General features: G+C 59.2%; 13 protein-coding genes. 3 read left to right on the forward strand and 10 right to left on the reverse strand.

Translation table 11 applies throughout. From position 1 onward, the window contains the following. Positions 1-50 precede the first annotated feature (50 nt). Positions 51-2,012 (reverse strand): DNA primase, encoded by a 1,962-nt coding sequence (dnaG, locus tag AC19YT_RS02060; RefSeq protein WP_095108952.1) that lies wholly within the window; start codon positions 2,010-2,012, stop codon positions 51-53. A 481-nt stretch (positions 2,013-2,493) separates the two neighbouring features. After that, a complete protein-coding gene (gene rpsU / locus AC19YT_RS02065) occupies positions 2,494-2,709 on the reverse strand; it encodes a 30S ribosomal protein S21 (RefSeq protein ID WP_002551877.1) in 216 nt (71 codons plus the stop codon). 199 nt (positions 2,710-2,908) lie between these two features. On the opposite strand from rpsU, the gene tsaD reads away from it, so the two are divergent. Continuing rightward, complete coding sequence (tsaD, locus tag AC19YT_RS02070) at positions 2,909-3,934, forward strand: tRNA (adenosine(37)-N6)-threonylcarbamoyltransferase complex transferase subunit TsaD (RefSeq protein WP_095108953.1); 1,026 nt, start codon at positions 2,909-2,911, stop codon at positions 3,932-3,934. A 43-nt stretch (positions 3,935-3,977) separates the two neighbouring features. Here the strand turns inward: tsaD and plsY are convergent, their stop codons facing one another. Then, entirely contained in the window at positions 3,978-4,547 is a 570-nt protein-coding gene (gene plsY / locus AC19YT_RS02075; RefSeq protein ID WP_095108954.1) for a glycerol-3-phosphate 1-O-acyltransferase PlsY, read from the reverse strand. A gap of 74 nt (positions 4,548-4,621) precedes the next feature. Here plsY and folB point away from each other — a divergent pair, with 74 nt between their 5' ends. Both folB and folK read left to right on the forward strand, forming a co-directional pair. Next, the gene (gene folB / locus AC19YT_RS02080) at positions 4,622-4,975 is read left to right on the forward strand and encodes a dihydroneopterin aldolase (RefSeq protein ID WP_095108955.1); all 354 of its coding nucleotides are present in this window, start codon (positions 4,622-4,624) and stop codon (positions 4,973-4,975) included. Beyond that, entirely contained in the window at positions 4,966-5,484 is a 519-nt protein-coding gene (folK, locus tag AC19YT_RS02085; RefSeq protein ID WP_095108956.1) for a 2-amino-4-hydroxy-6-hydroxymethyldihydropteridine diphosphokinase, read from the forward strand. Before folB ends, folK begins: the two co-directional genes overlap by 10 nt. A 41-nt stretch (positions 5,485-5,525) precedes the next feature. Here folK and AC19YT_RS02090 read toward each other — a convergent pair whose 3' ends face one another. The 7 genes from AC19YT_RS02090 to apaG all read right to left on the reverse strand — a co-directional run bounded on the left by AC19YT_RS02090 (position 5,526) and on the right by apaG (position 13,590). Continuing rightward, positions 5,526-6,755, reverse strand: coding sequence for a multifunctional CCA addition/repair protein (locus AC19YT_RS02090; RefSeq protein ID WP_500609627.1), 1,230 nt, complete (start codon positions 6,753-6,755; stop codon positions 5,526-5,528). Between the two features lie 64 nt (positions 6,756-6,819). After that, positions 6,820-8,382, reverse strand: a complete 1,563-nt coding sequence (locus AC19YT_RS02095; protein ID WP_095108958.1) for a SpoVR family protein — start codon at positions 8,380-8,382, stop codon at positions 6,820-6,822. After that, entirely contained in the window at positions 8,379-9,650 is a 1,272-nt protein-coding gene (locus AC19YT_RS02100; RefSeq protein ID WP_095108959.1) for a YeaH/YhbH family protein, read from the reverse strand. Before AC19YT_RS02100 ends, AC19YT_RS02095 begins: the two co-directional genes overlap by 4 nt. Before the next feature lie 117 nt (positions 9,651-9,767). Beyond that, on the reverse strand, positions 9,768-11,690 hold the full coding sequence (locus AC19YT_RS02105) for a PrkA family serine protein kinase (protein WP_095108960.1): 1,923 nt from the start codon (positions 11,688-11,690) through the stop codon (positions 9,768-9,770). Between the two features lie 286 nt (positions 11,691-11,976). After that, a complete protein-coding gene (gene glpE / locus AC19YT_RS02110) occupies positions 11,977-12,306 on the reverse strand; it encodes a thiosulfate sulfurtransferase GlpE (protein ID WP_095108961.1) in 330 nt (109 codons plus the stop codon). Positions 12,307-12,337: 31 nt separating this feature from the next. Then, complete coding sequence (locus tag AC19YT_RS02115; RefSeq protein WP_095108962.1) at positions 12,338-13,210, reverse strand: symmetrical bis(5'-nucleosyl)-tetraphosphatase; 873 nt, start codon at positions 13,208-13,210, stop codon at positions 12,338-12,340. Next, positions 13,210-13,590 carry a Co2+/Mg2+ efflux facilitator ApaG/CorD gene (apaG, locus tag AC19YT_RS02120; protein ID WP_500609628.1) on the reverse strand — a complete coding sequence of 127 codons (381 nt, stop codon included), beginning with the start codon at positions 13,588-13,590 and terminating at the stop codon, positions 13,210-13,212. Before apaG ends, AC19YT_RS02115 begins: the two co-directional genes overlap by 1 nt. Positions 13,591-13,603: the final 13 nt, after the last annotated feature.

Raw genomic sequence — 13,603 nt, forward strand, 5'->3', positions numbered from 1 at the left:
AGGTCTTGGCGGGCAAAAAACAAGCCGAGGATTATACCTGAGCTATGACCTCACGCGCCAGTTGAGGTCGGGTTTGATGTGGAAACAGTGCGACTGAGAAGGTCGCGCAATTGGTTTTTCTCTTCGGCACTCAATTCACTTTGGCGTGCTTTTCTCAGAAGTTGTTCCAGATTTCGCTCACGTTGGCGAGCTGACAAGCTAGTTATGGTGTCGAAAAACTGTTGTTCAAGGTTATCGCCATCAATCAGCCACTCCTTTTCTGCCAGCGCTCTGAGCAGGCGACCTTGTTCGGTGCCGTGCCAGCGTGCAATCAGTTGAAATGAGTTTAGCTTAGGATTCTTCTGTACGGCCTCGAGCAGTGCCACCAGCAACTGTGTGTTGGTGTGGTCTTCGGCAGCAAAGTGCCCGGCGTCCTCGACTTTTTTTGCCAGTTGCGGGTGATGCAGCAAAGTGCGCAGGGCGGCCAAGGTCGGCGGCTCCACGGCTGCCGGGATGCGCGGTGCTCTGGGCTGGTCACGATCACCACCGCGCTTGCCCTTTTTATCCCAGGGCTTGTTCTCCCACTTTTTACCGCCGGCCCCTGGTTTTTTCGGGCTCCACTCCTGCTGGGGGGCATACGCCTCATGGGGCTGGTGGTAGTCGGCGTAATCGGGCACCGCGTCGTAGTTGATGCCAGGGTCGTAAGCGGGTGGTGCCTCTTGTGGCGCGCTGTGCACTAGCTGGCTAACGGCTTCGCTGTTGAGGCCGGTGATTTCGCTCAGGCGCTGGCGCATCAGGGTGCGCAGGTTGGCTCCCGGGACTTTGTCGATCAGCGGCGCGGCGAGGGTGGCCATGTGGGCCTTGCCTTCGAGGGAGCGCGGGTCGGCCTCTTCGGTCAGTTGCTGGAAGAAATAATCGGCCAGCGGCTGGGCGTGCTGGTTGATCCGTGCGCGGAACGCATCAGTGCCCTCGGAGCGCACCAAGGTATCGGGGTCTTCGCCTTCGGGCAGGAACAGGAATCGCGCGCGCCGCCCGTCTTGCAGGCTGGGCAGTGTTGCTTCCAGAGCCCGCCATGCGGCGTTGCGGCCGGCCTGGTCACCGTCAAAGCAGAACAGCACGCTGGGCACCACGCGGAACAGGCGCTTGAGGTGCTCTTCGCTGGTGGCGGTGCCCAGGGTCGCCACCGCATTGCGTAGGCCTTGCTGCGCCAAGGCGATGACATCCATATAGCCTTCGACGACGATGATTTCGTCAAGGTTGCGGTTGTTCTTGCGTGCCTCGAACAGGCCATACAGTTCCTGGCCCTTGTGAAACACCGGGGTTTCCGGTGAGTTCAGGTACTTGGGCTTGTCGTCGCCCAGCACGCGGCCACCGAACGCGATGATCCGGCCACGGCTGTCGCGGATCGGGAACATCACCCGATCACGAAAACGGTCGTAGCGCTTGCCGGTCTCGGCGTTTTCGACCAGCAGGCCGGCGTCGATCATGGCCTTTTGCTGCAAGGTGTCGCTGCTCAAGTGCTTGAACAGGTTGTCCCAACCTGGCGGGGCAAAGCCCAAGCCAAAATCGCGGGCGATCTCGCCGGTCAGTCCGCGGCCCTTGAGGTAGTCCACGGCAGCTTTGCGTGCGGGATGACTCTTGAGGGCCTGACGGTAGAATTCCGCGGCGGCGGTCAGAAGGGGGTAGAGCGGCGAGTCGGTGGGTTGCCGTGGCTTGTGTGGGCGACCGCTTTCTTCACGGGGGATTTCCATGCCGGCGGCTTTGGCCAGCTCTTCGACGGCCTGGGGAAAGTCCAGGTTGTCGTGGTCCATGATGAAGCCAAGGGCATTGCCGCCGGCGCCGCAGCCGAAGCAGTAGTAGAACTGCTTGTCGGGACTCACGCTAAAAGACGGGGTTTTCTCTTTGTGGAATGGGCAGCAGGCCGTGTAGTTCTTGCCGGCCTTCTTCATTTGCAGGCGCGAGCTGACCACGTCGACGATGTCGGTGCGGTTCAGAAGGTCGTCAATAAAGCTCTGGGGAATTAGCCCGGCCATGGCGTTCTCGTCATCACTGCGAAAATTAGACCCAGCGCACGCGGTCGATGTCGGGTTGATCCGAGGCGCAATGGTAGGCGGCTCGACCGGATGTCGTGTGCGTATTCGCTCTAGGGGAGTGTATCTGTCGAAAATTCACTGGCGTTAGCGCCGATCAGTATTCGACCAGTTGAAAGTGCTGCGCTGAATCCGGCAATGGCCAGTGACGGGCCTCGGATAGCTCAAAAAGCGGGCACAGGAGATCGTGCCTTGGGCTGATCGTCTGCTTGGGAAACAGTGGGGTGTGCTCGTCAGTAGCCTTTGTAAGGCTCGTCAGAAAAGACGTGCACCGCTGGCAAAAGAGCCAGGTCTGACGTGGTGAAGCGATTTTGTCTCGGTCGCGTCGGCGGCGTTGACGGTAAAGCATCCAACGATATCCGCAAATGCCAATAGCCCGGCTGAGGGCCGGGCTTGGCAGAAGCTTGCTACGAACGTCTGTGTATTAGTACAGACGAACGGCGCGGCGCTGCTCGCGCTGAACTTTCTTCGCGTGACGCTTAACAGCGGCTGCTGCTTTACGCTTACGCTCGGAAGTCGGCTTCTCGTAAAATTCGCGGCTACGAACTTCAGCCAGAACACCGGCTTTTTCGCAGGAGCGCTTGAAACGACGCAGAGCTACGTCGAAGGGTTCGTTCTCTTTAACTTTGACGGCTGGCATCCAGAGCTACCTTCATTCATTACCGGGGTCAACATCCTCGCGGCAAAAATGCACTTGAAGACGTCGGTTTTTAAGGGTTGCGGATGTTAACCCCTCATCGCCCGGAATGCAAAGCCTCTGATCGAAAAGCGCTGGTCGGGGCGCAAAGTGGCGACTATTATGCGCGCCTTCGAATTTAGCCTCTACAAGGCGCCAACCCATGCTAGTACTGGGATTAGAAACCTCCTGCGACGAAACCGGCGTTGCACTTTACGACAGTGAGCGGGGCCTGCTGGCCGACGCACTGTTCAGCCAGATCGACCTGCATCGCGCCTATGGTGGCGTGGTGCCAGAACTGGCCTCGAGAGATCACGTCAAACGCATGCTCCCCTTGATCCGCCAAGTGTTGGCTGAGGCAGACTGCGTGCCTACCGAGATCGATGCCATTGCCTACACCGCAGGCCCCGGGCTTGTCGGCGCGTTGCTGGTGGGTGCCTCCTGCGCCCAGGCGCTGGCATTTGCCTGGGGTATTCCGGCGCTGGGCGTGCACCATATGGAAGGCCACTTGCTGGCGCCAATGCTGGAGCCGCAACCGCCCGAGTTTCCGTTCGTCGCTTTGTTGGTTTCCGGCGGCCATACCCAGTTGGTTCGGGTCGATGGCATTGGCCAATACGAGCTGCTGGGGGAGACCTTGGATGATGCTGCCGGGGAAGCCTTCGACAAAACCGCGAAAATGATGGGCCTCCACTATCCGGGCGGCCCGGAGATTGCGCGCCTGGCCACCCAGGGTACTGTCGGGCGTTTTGTGTTTCCGCGACCAATGTGTGATCGCCCTGGGCTTGATTTCAGCTTCAGTGGCTTGAAAACCTTTGCCCTCAACACGTGGCAGCAGGCTGTCAGCGCTGGAGACGACAGTGAACAAACCCGCTGCGACATCGCTCTGGCGTTCCAGCAGGCGGTGGTGGAGACTTTGACCATCAAGTGCAAGCGCGCGCTCAAGCAGGCCGGCCTCAAGCGTTTGGTGATTGCCGGTGGCGTGAGTGCAAACAAGGCATTGCGCCTGTCGCTGGAAAAAATGCTCGGTGACATGAAGGGCGACGTTTACTACGCCAGGCCGGAGTTCTGCACCGATAACGGCGCGATGATTGCTTTTGCAGGCTGTCAGCGCTTGCAGGCCGGCCAGCATGAAAGCCTGGCAATTACCGTGCAGGCGCGCTGGCCGATGGAGCAGCTTTCGCCGCTTTAAGACGCTGTTACCGGTCATCCTGAGCGGCGTTCATCTTTCGTATTCAGAAATGCCGTTCGCGCCCGGCAAACAGGTCGCGTAAATTGCCGCGATGGCGCCAGACGATCAGCACCGTGAGCACGCTCATCGGTAGCAACGCCGCCGGCTCTTGCCAGGCCAGTAATGGCAGGGTAAGTGGCGTGGCGATCAGGGCGGCCAGTGAGCTGGTGCGGGTGAGATAGAAGGTCAGCAGCCAGGCGCCGATGGCCAGCAGCGCCGCTGGTGGGTAGAGCCCCAGCAGCATTCCGGCCGCGGTCGCCACGCCCTTGCCGCCGTGAAAGCGGAAGTACAGCGGGAACAGATGGCCGATAACCGCATACAGCCCTACCCAGGCCTGTTGTTGCAGTGACAGGCCGGCGAGGTTGGCAATCAGTACGGGCAGCAAGCCTTTGCACAGGTCGCCAAGCAGGGTCAGAATCGCCAGCTTCTTGCCGGCCACGCGCAGCATATTGGTGGCGCCGGCGTTGCCTGAACCGCTCATCCGCGGATCGGGGGTTCCGGTCAGGCGACTGAGCAGGATGGCAAAGGACAGAGAGCCGAGCAGGTAGGCGAGGATCGCCAGTAACCAAAACATGCTAACTATTCCGGGCGGGGACGCCCTGAGTCTAACGGCGCATTGCGCCCTTGTCGTGCTGCGGAGAAGAGTGCTTGGACAGAGTGTTTATCGAAGGCCTGGAAGTCGACACCGTGATTGGTGCCTACGACTGGGAGCGAGGCATCCGACAGTGCTTGCGCCTTGATCTGGCTTTCGCCTGGGATAATCGCCCGGCCGCCGCAGGTGATGACCTGACACTGGCGCTCGACTATGCCAGCGTGTCGTCACGCATCCAGGCGTTTGCCGAGCAGGCGCAGTTCCAATTGGTCGAGACCTTTGCCGAGCGTTTGGCGCAGGTGTTGATGAGCGAGTTCGGTATCACTTGGTTGCGCCTCAAAGTGACCAAGCCCGGCGCAGTGGCTGCCGCTACCGGAGTGGGCGTGGAGATCGAGCGCGGATGTCGCTGACTCAGGTGTTTTTAGGGCTGGGCAGCAATGTCGAGCGTGAGCGCCACTTGCGGGCCGGCCTGGACGCTCTGGACAGTTTTCTGGTGGATCTCCGCTGCTCGGCGGTATTCGAGAGCCAGCCAGTGGGGATCAAAAGCGGGCCGTTCTTCAATTTCGTGGTGTCGGCGCTTACCGACCTGCCGTTGATGGAGTTGGATCGCCGTTTGAAGCATATCGAGGCGGATAACGGCCGTTACGCCCCTGATCGTAGAGGTTTGCCGCTGGATATTGACGTACTGCTGTACGGCGACTTGGTGGGCAACTTCGACGGTTTGATCCTGCCGCGTGCGGAAATCCTCAAGAATGCCTTTGTCCTGTGGCCGCTGTCGTTGATCGCTCCGGATCGGCTGCACCCTGGTGCTGGCCTGAGCTTCGCTGCATTGTGGCGTGACGCGCAGATCGACCAGGTGCTGGCGCCGGTCGCGTTTGAGTGGCGCGGCCAGCCTCTGACCGCTGCTCATTTGTTGTGACCGGCTCGGCCTCGCAGCCGAGCACTCACCCGGCGTTGGTTTCAGGCTGACGCCGCTTCCTTGTAAGCCTTCAGGGCGTTGAGGCGCTCCTGCTTCAGGGCCTCCCCCAGTTCGGGGCCCTTGAATCCTTTCTCCAGCAAGGGCTGCACTGCCACACCGCGCGCCGCACTGGCCGCGCCGCGCAGGTAATCGGCCTGTGGATAACTGCGCTGCTCAAAGCCCTTGCGCCCACGGGCGTCCATTTCGCAGGCGACGATGAATTCCTCGAAGCGTTGCGGCCGGCGGTAGACGTCAAAACTTTGCAGCAGCTCCAGCAGGGTTGAGGGCTTCAGCTCTAGGGCGCGGTGACCGTGGGTGTGATATTGGCCGACTAAAAGCGCCAATTCCTGGCAGTCCCGTGGGGCCTTGAAGCGTTCGTTGACGGTTTTTATCAGCTTCAGGCCTTTGTGTTCGTGGGCAATGTGCCTTGGCCATTCGCTTTGGGGCGTGAGGCCTTTGCCTAAATCGTGCAGCAAGCAGGCCCAGCGTACTGTCAGCGGTTGTTGGTGCTGGGCGGCTTGCTCCAGAACGCTCAGGGTGTGCACGCCGCTGTCGATTTCCGGGTGGTGGACCTCGGGTTGCGGTACGCCAAACAGAGCGTCCACCTCAGGTAGCAAGACCTTCAAGGCTCCGCAATCGCGCAGAACCTGGATAAATACCTGTGGTTGTTCTTCCATCAATGCGCGGGAAATTTCTTTCCAGCTGCGCTCCGGGGTCAGGGCTTGCAGTTCGCCGGACTCGCTGAGCCGACGCATCAATTCCATGGTCTCCCGGGCCACGGTGAAACCGAGCCCGGCATAGCGGGCGGCAAAACGAGCGACGCGCAGAACTCTGAGGGGATCCTCGGCGAATGCGGGGGAAACGTGACGTAAAACCCGGTCGGCCAGATCTTGTTGGCCATTATAGGGATCGGTCAGATTACCGTGATCGTCCTCGGCCATTGCGTTGATGGTGAGGTCGCGGCGAATCAGGTCTTCTTCGAGGGTGACTTCGGGGCTGGCATGAAAGGTGAACCCGCCGTAGCCGCGCCCGCTCTTGCGTTCCGTGCGGGCCAGGGCATATTCCTCGCCGCTTTTGGGGTGCAGGAACACCGGAAAATCAGCGCCGACTGGGCGAAAGCCTTTGGCGAGCATTTCTTCGGTGGTCGCGCCCACTACAACCCAATCGATATCGGTGACAGGCTGGCCGAGCAAGCGGTCACGCACAGCACCGCCAACTTTATAAATCTGCATGAAAAACCTCCGTTAGCGCGACAGGATAACCCTTGTGCCGCATTTGCGGAGGCTTGGTAGAGGGTCAGAGGTGGATGACGGCGAGGTCCAGACGCCCGTAATCGTTCTCACTGTGTTCGTTGCGGGGTGGCACATGGTGGGTTTTCATCACTTGTTCGCCTTGCAGGGTTTCGAGGTGGATATCGAAGCCCCACAGCCGATGCAGGTGTTTGAGCACTTCCTCGGTGGATTCTCCCAGGGGTTTACGGTCGTGTTGCTGGTGGCGCAGGGTCAGGGAGCGGTCACCGCGCACATCGATGCTGTAGATCTGCACGTTGGGTTCGCGGTTGCCCAGGTTGTATTGGGCCGCCAGGGTTTCGCGAATAGTGCGGTAGCCGGGTTCGTCGTGGATGGCAGGCACTAGCAGGTCATCTTTCTGGTCGTCATCGAGGATGCTGAACAGTTTGAGGTCGCGGATCACCTTGGGCGACAGGTACTGAAGTATGAAGCTCTCATCCTTGAAGCTGCTCATGGCGAACTTGATGCTCGATAGCCAATCGGTTCCGGCCAGCTCCGGGAACCAGTGGCGGTCTTCTTCGGTCGGCTCCTCGCACATGCGACGAATGTCCCGGTACATGGCAAACCCCAGCGCATAGGGGTTGATGCCGCTGTAGTAGGGGCTGTCGAAACCCGGCTGCATGACCACGCTTGTATGGGAAGTGAGGAACTCCATCATGAAGCCGTCGGTGACCAGCCCCTCGTCGTACAGATCGTTCATCAAGGTGTAGTGCCAGAAGGTCGCCCAGCCTTCGTTCATGACCTGGGTTTGGCGCTGTGGATAAAAATATTGGGCGATCTTGCGCACGATACGCACGATCTCCCGTTGCCATGGCTCCAGCAACGGTGCGTGTTTTTCGATGAAATACAGGATGTTTTCCTGAGGTTCGGCGGGGAAGCGTGCATTGTCTTTATCGCTGTACTTGTCCGCGCCCTTGGGGATAGTGCGCCACAGATCGTTGATCTGCTTTTGTAGGTGCTCTTCACGATCCTTCTGCCGGCGCCGTTCTTCCTCGGCGGAGATGGGGTAAGGACGTTTGTAGCGATCGACGCCGTAGTTCATCAGGGCGTGGCAGGAGTCCAGCAGATCTTCCACCGCATCGATGCCGTGGCGCTCCTCGCATTGCATGATGTACTGCTTGGCGAACACCAGGTAATCGATGATGGAACTGGCGTCCGTCCACGTGCGGAACAGGTAATTGCCCTTGAAAAAACTGTTGTGGCCATAACAGGCGTGGGCCACCACCAGGGCCTGCATGCAGATGGTGTTTTCCTCCATCAGGTAAGCGATGCAGGGGTCGGAGTTGATGACGATTTCGTAGGCCAGCCCCATCTGTCCGCGGCTGTAGGATTTTTCGGTGCTAAGAAAGTGCTTGCCATAGGACCAATGGTGATAGCCCAACGGCATGCCTACGGAGGCGTAGGCGTCCATCATTTGTTCGGCGGTAATAACTTCGATCTGGTTGGGGTAGGTGTCGAGGGCATAACGATCCGCGATGCGGCTGATTTCGCGGTCGTAGGCCTGGATCAGCTCGAACGTCCATTCCGAGCCGGTGGAAATGGGTTGGCGTTTCTGCTCTTTGGCGGTCATGTCACTAACCTGCGCTGGAAGAGTTCACGGAAGACCGGGTAGATATCGCCGGCCGAGACCAGTTGTTGCTGGGCAAAGGTGTCAGAGAAGGCTTCAGCGATGCGTTCGTACTCAAACCACAGGGCTTGATGTTCGCGCGGGGTGATTTCGACGTAAGTGTAGTACTGCACGAACGGCATGATCTGGTTAATCAGGATGTCGCGGCAGATCGGCGAATCGTCATTCCAGTTATCGCCGTCCGAGGCCTGTGCGGCGTAGATGTTCCATTCATTGCTGGGGTAGCGTGCGGCCATTATTTCCTGCATCAGCTTCAAGGCGCTGGAAACGATGGTGCCGCCGGTTTCCCGTGAGTAGAAGAACTCCTCTTCGTCCACTTCGCGGGCGCTGGTGTGATGGCGAATGAATACCACGTCGATCTTGTCGTAGTTCCGCTTGAGGAACAGGTACAGCAGGATGAAGAAGCGCTTGGCGATATCCTTGGTCGCTTGTGTCATCGAGCCCGAAACGTCCATCAGGCAGAACATCACCGCCTTGGAACTTGGGTTGGGTTGCTTTATCAGGAGGTTGTACTTGAGGTCGAAGGTGTCGAGGAAGGGCACGCGATGGATGCGGGCGCTCAGGCGCTCGATCTCCGTCTCCAGCTCTTGAATATCGCCGAAATTATCGGGCTCTTCACGCTTCAGACGCTCAAGCTCGACTTTGGCGTCCTTGAGTTTGGCCCGGCTGCTGCCGGACAGGGCAATACGCCGTGCATGGGCTGAGCGCAGGGTACGGATGATGTTGATGCGCGAAGGGTTGCCTTCGTTGCTAATGCCGGCGCGCACGGTCTTGAAGGTGTCGGTGCCGGTCAGGTTGCGTTTGACCAGGTTGGGCAATTCCAGGTCCTCGAACATGAATTCGAGGAACTCTTCCTGGGTGATCTGGAAGACGAACTCGTCCATGCCTTCGCCGGAGTTGCCGGCCTTGCCAGGCCCTTTGCCACTTCCTCCGCCTGGTGGGCGTGGGATGTGCTCGCCGCTAGTGAATTCCTTGTTGCCAGGGTGAACCACGGTCTGCTTGCCGCCGCGGCCGTGATGAAGCACTGGCTCATCAATGTCGCGGCCAGGGATGCTGATTTGCTCGCCGTGTTCCATGTCGGTGATGGAGCGACGGCTGACGGCTTCTTCGACGGCTTTTTTGATGTGGTCACGGTAGCGCCGCAAGAAGCGCTGGCGGTTAACCGTGCTCTTGTTCTTGCCATTGAGGCGTCGGTCGATCACATAGCTCATAGGGCCCTCCGGGCAGCTTCAAGTTGTGAGCTGCAAGTTGCAAGGTGAAGCAAATGCCCGCATGTCTGGGCTACAGCCTGTTTCCTTGCAACTTGTGGCTTGGAGCTTGCAACTGCTTCACTGCGATTTTCTGACCCGCAGATACCACTCAGAAAGCAGCCGCACCTGTTTGTCGGTATAACCGCGCTCGACCATGCGTGTGACGAAGTCGTTGTGTTTTTGTTGGTCCTCTTTGCTGGCCTTGGCGTTGAAACTGATGACCGGCAGCAGATCCTCGGTGTTGGAGAACATTTTCTTCTCGATCACCACCCGCAGTTTTTCGTAGCTGAGCCAGGTTGGGTTTTTGCCGTTGTTGTTGGCCCGTGCGCGTAGGACGAAGTTGACGATTTCGTTGCGGAAATCCTTCGGATTGCTGATGCCGGCCGGCTTTTCGATTTTTTCCAGTTCTTCGTTCAGTGCGACGCGGTTGAGGATCTCGCCGGTTTCCGGGTCGCGGTACTCCTGGTCCTGAATCCAGAAATCGGCATAGAGCACGTAGCGGTCGAAGATGTTTTGCCCATATTCGCTGTAGGACTCCAGGTACGCGGTCTGGATCTCTTTGCCAATGAATTCGATGTAGCGCGGCGCCAGGTACTCCTTGAGGAAGCGCAGATAGCGTTCGCGGGTTTCTGCCTGGAATTGTTCCTGTTCGATCTGTTGTTCCAGCACGTACAGCAAATGAACCGGGTTGGCGGCGATTTCGTGGGGGTCGAAGTTGAAGACTTTGGACAGGATCTTGAACGCGAACCGGGTCGAGAGGCCGTTCATGCCTTCGTCAACGCCGGCGCTGTCGCGGTACTCCTGGATGGACTTGGCTTTCGGGTCGGTGTCCTTGAGGTTCTCTCCGTCGTAGACGCGCATTTTGGAGTAGATGTTGGAGTTTTCCGGCTCCTTGAGGCGTGACAGCACGGTGAACTGCGCGAGCATCTTCAAGGTGTCGGGGGCGCAATGGGCTTTGGACAGGGAGCTGTTGAAGAGCAACTTGTCGTAGATCTTCACTTCGTCGCTGACCCGCAGGCAGTAAGGGACTTTGACGATGTAGATACGGTCGATGAAGGCTTCGTTGTTCTTGTTGTTGCGGAAGGTGTGCCACTCCGATTCGTTGGAGTGGGCCAGCAGGATGCCGGTGAACGGAATCGCCCCCAGGCCTTCGGTACTGTTGTAGTTGCCTTCCTGGGTGGCGGTGAGTAGGGGGTGCAACACCTTGATCGGCGCCTTGAACATCTCGACGAATTCCATCAGGCCCTGGTTGGCCCGGCACAGCGCGCCCGAGTAGCTGTAGGCGTCGGCGTCGTTCTGTGGGTATTCCTCCAGTTTGCGAATGTCCACCTTACCCACCAGGGCGGAAATGTCCTGGTTGTTTTCATCGCCCGGTTCGGTTTTGGCGACGGCGATCTGGTTGAGGACCGAAGGGTACAGCTTGACCACGCGGAATTGGCTGATGTCGCCGCCGAACTCGGCCAGGCGCTTGGTAGCCCAGGGCGACATGATGGTGTTTACGTAGCGTCGTGGGATGCCGAAGTCCTCTTCGAGGATCTGGCCATCTTCGGTGGCGTTGAACAGCCCCAGCGGAGACTCGAAAACCGGTGAGCCCTTGATGGCATAGAAGGGTACTTTTTCGATCAGTTGCTTGAGTTTTTCCGCCAGGGAAGACTTGCCGCCCCCGACAGGGCCCAGCAGGTAGAGGATTTGCTTTTTCTCTTCCAGGCCCTGGGCCGCGTGGCGGAAGTAGGAAACGATTTGGTCGATGCACTCTTCCATGCCGTGGAAGTCTTCAAACGCCGGGTAGCGCCGGATCACTTTGTTGGAGAAGATCCGCGACAACCGTGAGTTGGTCGAGGTGTCCAGCAACTCCGGTTCGCCGATGGCCAGTAGCAGGCGTTCGGCGGCAGAGGCGTAGGCGCTGCGATCCTTCTTGCACAGTTCCAGGTACTCCTGAAGGGAGAATTCTTCCTGGCGTGTGGACTCGAAGCGTTGTTGGAAGTGGCTAAAAATACTCATGACGTCACCTCGCTCGATACGTGGAGCCGACGTCGGATCAGTCAGTCGATGCTGGTGAGCCCCCGCAAACGCAGTGGCTGCTTATCCCCCCAGAACACCTTCAAAGCTTTCGATCTGGAAAGCTAATCCCGATGACCCACACGCCGGTGTACCGGCTCTCCCCTGTTTTGGATGGCCTGTGGCTAAGGATAGTTCGGAATCCGGGAGGTCAAGGGCGAATACACAATTAGTTCGCGCCTACCGTTCGTCAGCCCACGGCGGGCGTGGGCTGCAGCGCTGTAAAAAATTATTCCTGGGGGCTTGGCTCGGTTTCTGTCGGATAAGTCGCACGCCACAGTTCAAAACCGCCATCCAGGCTGTAGACGTCCGAGAAACCCTGGCTGACCAGATAGGCCGCAGCACTTTGGCTGGAGTTGCCGTGATAGCAGACAACCACCGTGGGGGCGTCGAGGTCGGCGCCGCGGATGAAGTCGCTGATGGAGTGATTATCCAGGTGCTTGGCACCGTTGATGTGGTCCGCTGCATAGATTTGCGGGTCGCGGATATCGACCACGACCGCGCCTTGCGCGCGCAGAGTCTGGGCTTGTTCGGGAGGGATGCGTTTGAATTCGCTCATGGCGGGCTCCTAGGTTCGGGTGGGGGCGCGGTCAGCGTTTTACCGCAGCCTGGACGTGAGGGGTGGGTTGGGCGGCCTTGGCATGGCCTTCGGCGTCGCAGTCGCAGCTCAGGCGCTCGCCAGTGTCGATATTGAGCAGGGTCATGGCGCCGCCCCACACGCACCCGGTGTCGAGGGCGAAGATGCCGGGCTCGTTGCATTGGCCTTCGAGCGCCGCCCAATGGCCGAAGATGATTTTCACGTCTTGGGTCTTGCGGTCTTTATGGCGAAACCATGGCGCGTAACCCGGCGGCGCGGTGTCGGCGCCTTCCTTGCCCTTGAGGTCGAGCTTGCCTTCGGCGGTGCAAAAGCGCATGCGGGTGAAGTAGTTGGTGATAACCCGCAGGCGGGTCACGCCCTTGAGGTCGTTGTCCCATTTGCTTGGCTCGTTGCCATACATGCCGTCGAGGTAGGGGGCGACGAGACTGTCGTCGCGCAGGGCTTGCTCGACTTCCGCTGCGCACTTGAGGGCCTTTTTCAGGCTCCACTGTGGCGCGATGCCGGCATGTACGAGGGCGATGTTGCGCTGCTCGTCGTAGTGCATCAGTTTTTGTTGGCGCAGCCATTCCAGCAGTTCAGGGCGATCCGGGGCTTCGAGGATTTCGCGCAGGGTATCGCCCTTTTTCAGGCGCTCGATGTTATGGCCGACCGCCAGCAGGTGCAGGTCATGGTTGCCCAGCACACACACCAGGGACTGGCGGATGCTGTACAGGAAACGCAGGGTTTGCAGCGACTCAGGGCCGCGGTTGACCAGGTCACCGACCAGCCACAAGCGATCCTTGGCTGGGTCGAAGCTGACTTGGTCGAGTAGGCATTTGAGAGGTTCCAGGCATCCTTGCAGGTCACCGACAGCGTAGGTCGCCATTAATGCAGGGCTCCGGGCACCACCAGGCGAAAGGGCGCGATGATGGCGTCGAAGTGTTTGCCGTCTTCGGCGAGCATCTGGTAACTGCCCTGCATGTTGCCCACGCGGGTAGTCATTACCGTGCCGCTGCTGTAGGTGTGGCTTTGGCCGGCGGCGATCAGCGGTTGCTGACCCACCACGCCAGCGCCACGAACTTCTTCGACATGACCGTCGCCGTCGGTAATGACCCAATGCCGCGACAGCAATTTGGCCGGGAGTTGGCCATTGTTGTGCACGGTGATGGTGTAGGCGAAGGCAAAGCGGTTTTGCTCGGGTTGCGATTGTTCTGCCAGAAAGCGGGTGACGACGCTGACGTCGACCTGATAACGAGGATCGGACATGCAAAAGGCCTTA

This window comes from Pseudomonas sp. MF08875, from assembly GCF_059862525.1.

Coding starts and splice junctions, on each gene's coding strand:
- dnaG (WP_095108952.1), bottom strand. CDS start 2,012: ATGGCCGGGCTAATTCCCCAGAGCTTTATTGACGACCTTCTGAACCGC.
- rpsU (WP_002551877.1), bottom strand. CDS start 2,709: ATGCCAGCCGTCAAAGTTAAAGAGAACGAACCCTTCGACGTAGCTCTG.
- tsaD (WP_095108953.1), top strand. CDS start 2,909: ATGCTAGTACTGGGATTAGAAACCTCCTGCGACGAAACCGGCGTTGCA.
- plsY (WP_095108954.1), bottom strand. CDS start 4,547: ATGTTTTGGTTACTGGCGATCCTCGCCTACCTGCTCGGCTCTCTGTCC.
- folK (WP_095108956.1), top strand. CDS start 4,966: ATGTCGCTGACTCAGGTGTTTTTAGGGCTGGGCAGCAATGTCGAGCGT.
- AC19YT_RS02090 (WP_500609627.1), bottom strand. CDS start 6,755: ATGCAGATTTATAAAGTTGGCGGTGCTGTGCGTGACCGCTTGCTCGGC.
- AC19YT_RS02095 (WP_095108958.1), bottom strand. CDS start 8,382: ATGACCGCCAAAGAGCAGAAACGCCAACCCATTTCCACCGGCTCGGAA.
- AC19YT_RS02100 (WP_095108959.1), bottom strand. CDS start 9,650: ATGAGCTATGTGATCGACCGACGCCTCAATGGCAAGAACAAGAGCACG.
- AC19YT_RS02105 (WP_095108960.1), bottom strand. CDS start 11,690: ATGAGTATTTTTAGCCACTTCCAACAACGCTTCGAGTCCACACGCCAG.
- glpE (WP_095108961.1), bottom strand. CDS start 12,306: ATGAGCGAATTCAAACGCATCCCTCCCGAACAAGCCCAGACTCTGCGC.
- AC19YT_RS02115 (WP_095108962.1), bottom strand. CDS start 13,210: ATGGCGACCTACGCTGTCGGTGACCTGCAAGGATGCCTGGAACCTCTC.
- apaG (WP_500609628.1), bottom strand. CDS start 13,590: ATGTCCGATCCTCGTTATCAGGTCGACGTCAGCGTCGTCACCCGCTTT.